Below are 963 nucleotides of genomic sequence, written 5' to 3'. Positions count from 1 at the left end.
TCCGGCAGCCGCTCGAAATCGAAATTGCCGCCCGAAACCACGGCAACGATGGTCTTGCCCCTGATCTCCTTCTTGGAGAAATCCTTGAGCGCATCGATCGCCAGCGCGCCAGCCGGCTCCAGCACGACGCCTTCGACGTTGAGCATTTCGATCATGGTGGCGCAGAGCCGGTTTTCCGGGATCAGCCGCACTGTGTCGGCCGGAAAATCCTTGAGACGACGCAACGGCTCGCGGCCGATCTCGGCCACCGCGGCGCCATCGACGAAATTGTCGACCTTGGCGAGTTTGAGCCTTTTTCCCGCCGCAAGACTTTCGCGCAGGCTCGGCGCGCCTGCCGGTTCGCAGAAGACGAAGCGTGCTTCCCTGCCCTGATCGGCGAAATAATGGGTGACGCCCGCGGCAAGTCCGCCACCGCCGACCGGCAGCATGACGATATCGGGCATGCGGGCGCCCGGCATCTGATCCGCGATCTCGTAGGCGACGGTTGCCTGGCCCTCGATAATGTCCTTGTGATCGAAGGGCGGCACCATATGGGCGCCGGAACTGTCGGTGAATTCCAGGGCCGCGCGATAGCAGTCGTCGAAGAAATCGCCGACCAGCCTGATCTCGATGAAATCGCCGCCGAACAGCTTGGTCTTGTCGATCTTCTGCTGCGGCGTCGTCACCGGCATGAACACGACGCCTCGCCTGCCGAAATGGCGGCAGACGAAAGCAAAACCCTGCGCGTGGTTGCCGGCGGACGCGCAGACGAACAGTTCAGCCTCGTTGCCGGCCGCCAGTGTCTTGCGGAAGAAATTGAAGGCGCCGCGAATCTTGTAGGAGCGGACCGGCGACAGGTCCTCGCGCTTCAACAGCACCCGCGCACCGGTCTTTTTCGACAGATAATCGTTTTCCTGGAGCGGCGTTTCAGGAAAGATCTGGCGGATCGCGGCGGCAGCGGCAGCAACGCGGGAAGAGAAACTG

At 62.4% G+C, this 963-nt stretch carries 1 protein-coding gene; it reads right to left on the bottom strand.

The features are described from left to right. On the bottom strand, positions 1–963 hold a 963-nt coding region (gene ilvA / locus EOD15_RS34820; protein WP_127409335.1), incomplete at both ends, for a threonine ammonia-lyase IlvA.

Source organism: Mesorhizobium sp. M7A.T.Ca.US.000.02.2.1 (assembly GCF_003996995.1).
Taxonomy (GTDB): Bacteria; Pseudomonadota; Alphaproteobacteria; order Rhizobiales; family Rhizobiaceae; genus Mesorhizobium.
Note: the sequence above shows the minus strand (reverse complement) of the source record. Positions and strands in the feature narration are given on the sequence as shown.